At 75.8% G+C, this 4,776-nt stretch carries 3 protein-coding genes; all 3 read right to left on the bottom strand.

Annotated elements, in window-relative coordinates:
- The coding region (locus MHW47_RS32025) for a DUF5682 family protein (RefSeq protein WP_239227365.1) at positions 1 to 1,454 on the bottom strand (1,454 nt) is incomplete at its 3' end.
- Complete coding sequence (locus MHW47_RS32020; RefSeq protein WP_239227364.1) at positions 1,454 to 2,578, bottom strand: AAA family ATPase; 1,125 nt, start codon at positions 2,576 to 2,578, stop codon at positions 1,454 to 1,456. The genes MHW47_RS32025 and MHW47_RS32020, both read right to left, overlap by 1 nt.
- On the bottom strand, positions 2,575 to 4,776 hold a 2,202-nt coding region (locus tag MHW47_RS32015), incomplete at its 5' end, for a DUF4132 domain-containing protein (RefSeq protein WP_239227363.1). The genes MHW47_RS32020 and MHW47_RS32015, both read right to left, overlap by 4 nt.

The following is a 4,776-nucleotide window of genomic DNA, read 5'->3' as shown; positions in this document are numbered from 1 at the left end:
CGCACCCGCTCGGCGAGCGACGCGGCCGCCGCCTCCGCCAGGGTCGCCCCATGGGCGCCCGCCTCCACCAGGGCGGCCTCGCGACCGGCCGCCGGGCGCGGCTCCCAGCGCTCGGTGAACACCGGGTCGACGCCGTGGTCGGGGCCCGCCGTCCGTGCGTGACCGGGAACGCCGAGCACCCGCAGCCCGTGCAGCGCCCGGCTGCGCTCCAGGTCCCCCGGGTCGGTGAGGTCGAGCTCCACGCTGCGCGGCGCGCCGGACAGCCCGAGCCGGTCCAGCAGCGCCGCCACGTCGTGGACGAGCGGCGGGGCCGGGGTGTCCGGGTGCAGCCGCCCGGTGCGCCCGCCGCCGCAGGCCGCGAGGATCTCGACGACCACGGGGTGGGTGCCCTCGCGGAGTGCGCCCCGGACCGTCCACGGCAGCGGGCCGTCCAGATCGTCGGTGATCAGCGCGCCCGCGAGCCCGTCCAGCACGTCGATCCGCGCAGTCCGGGGATGGCCGCGCAGCGCGGTCAGCCCCTCCGTGAGGCTGCGGGCCGCGACGAGGTCGGCCGTCGAGACCGGCACCTTGCGGGCGCGCAGCCGCTCGACCACCGCCCGCAGCAGCCGGTCCGCCGCCTCCTGCGGGCCCCGCTCCCATACGTCCTGGTAGAAGCCGGGGGACGGCATCCCCGATTCGTACCCCGTGAAGGCGTCCAGCCGGCGGAACGAGTACGGCACGAGGAAACTGCCCGCGTCCGCCCCGGCCGGCGGCTGCGGCACCAGCGGCCAGCCGTCCGCACCGCACTCCGCGGCGTCTTCCCCGGCCGGGCCGCCCATGGCCGCGAGCCCGCGGAGCGCCGGCTGGTGGAAGCCGCCGGTCACCACCAGGACGGGCCCGCCGTCCGCCGCGGCCACCGCCGCCCGCACCCAGGACGCCATGTACGCCTCGCGCGCCCGGTCCCCGGCGTCCGCCTCCGCGTCGCCGCGCACCAGCGCGAAGTAGGCGTCGAGCCGTTCCGCGACCCCCTCGTCCGGCCCGACCTCGAACAGGCGGTCCCAGAGCGCGTCCGGCGCATCCACCGCGAACGTCCGGCACAGCCGCTCGGTGGCCTCGGCGTACCGGATCTCGGCGTCGGCGTACCGGTTGCCGCGCTCCGCGAACGCCGGATGCCAGGCGGGCAGGTCGATGAAACGGACCTCCGCACCGGCCGCCCGGCCCGCCCGCAGCGCCACCCACTCCGGGGAGTAGTCGCACAGCGGGGCCCAGGACGTGGCCGAGCGCCGCTCGTCGCGGTAGTGGCTGAACACCGCGACGGGCAGCTCGTGGCCCAGGAGCAGCTCGTCCAGCCGGGCGTTCATCTCCGCCGGCCCCTCCACCAGGACGTGCGCGGGGCGGAGCCGTTCGATGGTGCGCTCGACGAGCCGGGCGCAGGCGGGGGAGTGGTGGCGCACCCCGAGGAACACGGCGGTCATCAGCCGTCCAGCAGATGGCGCGCGTCGTACAGGGCCTGCCACTGCGGGGTGCGCCGGCGCCCCGCCTGCTGCTCCAGATAGCGCCGCAGCCGGGCCAGGTCGTCCGGGCTGTCCTTGGCCGCCGTGCCCGCGAGGCAGGCGACGACGTCGGCCGCGTTGCCCGGCTCGCCGCGCAGGTACCAGCCGCGCACCCCCACCGCGTGGGCCACCGACACGGCCTCCGCGGTGCTCATCACGGCCGTCGGCCGGTCACCGCCGCCGCGGCCGTCCTGCGCCCCGGCGCCCGCCCGCAGTTCGCGGAAGGTGGCGACCAGGACCTCCAGCACGTCCCGGTCGGGCGGCGGCCCGACACCGGAGTTCGCCAGCAGCCGGGCCACCTCGGCCTCCACCAGCTCCAGTTCGGTGTCGAGGTCGGGGATCGGGAACACGGTCTCGAAGTTGAACCGGCGCTTGAGCGCCGCGCTCATCTCGTTGACCCCCCGGTCGCGGGTGTTGGCCGTCGCGATGACGTTGAAGCCCTGCCGGGCGAAGACCATGCCGTCCGGGCCGGACAGTTCGGGGATCGCCACGACCCGCTCCGAGAGCAGCGACAGCAGCGAGTCCTGGACCTCCAGCGGACAGCGGGTGATCTCCTCGAAGCGGACGAGCCGTCCCTCCGCCATGCCGCGCAGCATCGGCGCGGGCACGAGGGAGCGGGTCGAGGGCCCCTCGGCGACCAGCAGCGCGTAGTTCCAGCCGTACTTGATCTGGTCCTCGGTGGTGGCCGCGCCGCCCTGCACGGTGAGCGTCGAGTCCCCGCTGACGGCGGCGGCGATCAGCTCGGACAGCAGCGACTTGGCGGTGCCCGGCTCCCCGACGAGCATCAGTCCCCGGCTGGTCGCCAGCGTCACCAGCGCCCGGTCCACGAGCGACGGATTCCCGACGAACTTGCGGCCGATCCCGGCCTCCGGATCGCCCACCACGAACCGCCGCGCGGCGCGCAGGCTCAGCTCCCAGCCCGGCGGCCGGGGGTCGCGGTCCGCCTCCCGGAGCGCGGCCAGCTCGGCCGCGTACCGCACCTCGGCCGGTGGCCGCTGGACCCCGGACGCGGGGCCCGCGCCGGTCCTTTCCTCGCGCACCGTCATGACGCGGCGCCCTCGGTGAGCGCGGTCAGGTCGGCGAGCAGCTCGGACGCGGTCACCGCGTCCAGTTCGCCGAACCGCAGGTCGTGGGGGCGGCTCGGCCAGTAGTCGGTCGGGTCGTCGGCCAGCCAGACGGTCTCCAGGGTCTGCTCCGGGAACATGTCCACCATGCCGACCGCGATGCCCTCGTCCAGGGCGACCACCAGATGGCGGTGGTCCGCCAGCCGCTTGGAGATCCACCGCTCCACGCCGTTGTCCAGCGGGGTGCCGCGCTGCCAGCCGTACCGCTCCAGGCCGAGCAGCCTGCCCGTGGGGACCTTGATCCCCTCGAAGCGGGTCAGCCGGTGTCCGGCTGCCTCCGCACCGGTCAGCGTGAACACCGGGCGTCCGAGCTGCGGGAACGGCTGCAGGATTTCGTAGTCCGCGAACACCTCCGACCAGGCGGTCACCGCCCCGCCCAGGTCCAGCGGGTGGGCGAGACGTACGGACGCCTCCTCCGGCAGCGTGAAGGCGTCGTCCTCGACGTCCGCGAACGTCCGGTCCTCCGCCACCCGGAACGCCGTGGTCGCCCCGTCCGCCTCGCCCAGCCACACCAGCCGGCGCACCAGGTGCCACATCAGCGGGTGGCCGACGAACAACTCGGTGAACTCCCGCGCCGTCCAGGACCGGCCCGCCACCATGGCGGCCTCCAGCCGGCGCACCTGGTCCGACGCGATCGTCCGGACGTCCTTCTTCAGCGCCATGAACCGCTTGCGCTCGGCCGGTGCCAGCTCGGCGTCGTCGCGGGCGCCCGGCTTGGGAAGGTCCTTGCGGCGCTTGCCGTCCCCGTCCAGGACGTAGGGCCGCAACTGCTCGTCGAAGCCCACCGTGAACGTCCGGCCGCCGTAGTCGATGACCGTGGAGCCCTGCTCGTCCAGGCCCAGGTCGGGCACCAGCCGGTCCGAGAGCTGCTCGCCCGTCAGCCCGAGGCCCGCCGCGACCTCGGCGATCTTCTCCCCGGCGCGCACCTTGAGCGCCTTGAACTTCACCCGCTGGGAGATTCCGTGCAGATGGAGCAGCGCCGTGTCGCTGCCGATCGCCGCCAGCACGCTCAGGCCCTCCACCGCGCGGTGATGGGCGCTCTCACCGGGCCAGGCCCGGATCACCGGCGTCAGCCGGCGCACCGTGTCGTCGTCGCCCAGCACACCCAGGGCGTGCAGCGCCCACGCCCCCTTGGCGGGCAGCAGCGCGGCGCGCCACTGCTCGAACAGGGCCCAGGCGAACGCCGCCGCCGAGGCCGGGTCCACCGTGCGCAGCACATCGGCGAGCCCCGGGTACGGCTCGCCCGGCTTGGACAGGGCCAGCATCGTCACGACGTGGCGGACCGACTCGTCGGGCAGGGCTCCGCCCGAGGCGACCGCGATCTGCGGGAGCAGCGCGGGGTCCGCCCAGTCCGGCAGCTCCGGCATGGTCGGGGGCAGCGCCCGCTCCAGCGGGTCGGCGGCCAGCAGCGCGTCCACCGCGTCCGCCGCCCGTTCGCCGTACCGCGCACCGGCCGCGCGGACCACCGCGTCGCCGTGCGCGGCGGCGATCAGGAGCAGCGCCTGCTCGGCGGCCCGCCGGGCGGCACCGGCCTTGCCGACGGCGTCGGGCACCAGCATCGGCGCCGCCCGGACGCCGTGCCGTTCGAACCAGGAACGGGCCACCGAGGCCGTGGACTTGAGGCGCACCGCCCAGTCGGCCATGTGCTGGGCGATCCGCACGTCGACGAAGGGCAGCAGCAGCGGGGCGAGTCCGCCGGGCTGGCGGGGCACCACGCGCAGCAGCAGGGGCAGGGCGGCGAGGCCGAAGCGGGCGGCCACCGGCTTGAGCGTGTCGAGGCCGTCCCACAGATCGGTGGGATCCCAGTCGGCGAGCAACGGCGCGACCCGCTCCTCGGGCCCCTGGACGTAGATCCACGTCGAGCGCAGGTCCGATCCGCAGACCCCGTAGCGCGGCGAGGACAGCACCCGGTCCCAGTCGTCCACCGACTCCCGTCGCGTGTACCAGCTGCTGGTGGCCGCCCAGTCCTCCCGCTCGCCGTCCTGCCACAGCACGGCGGGCTCGCCGGCGGCCGTCAGTCCGGCGACGACCGGGGGCTTGGCCTTGCGCCGGGGCCGGGTCCACGGCGGGCTCGTCAGCACGGCCGGCAGGGCGTCGGCCGGGGCGTCCGCGAGGCGGCC

This window comes from Streptomyces sp. OfavH-34-F (assembly GCF_022347745.1).
GTDB lineage: Bacteria > Actinomycetota > Actinomycetes > Streptomycetales > Streptomycetaceae > Streptomyces.
This window is presented reverse-complemented; position numbering and strand designations above follow the sequence as displayed.

Excerpts from the sequence above, each read along its gene's own strand:
- MHW47_RS32020 (WP_239227364.1), bottom strand. The coding sequence starts at position 2,578 with ATGACGGTGCGCGAGGAAAGGACCGGCGCGGGCCCCGCGTCCGGGGTC.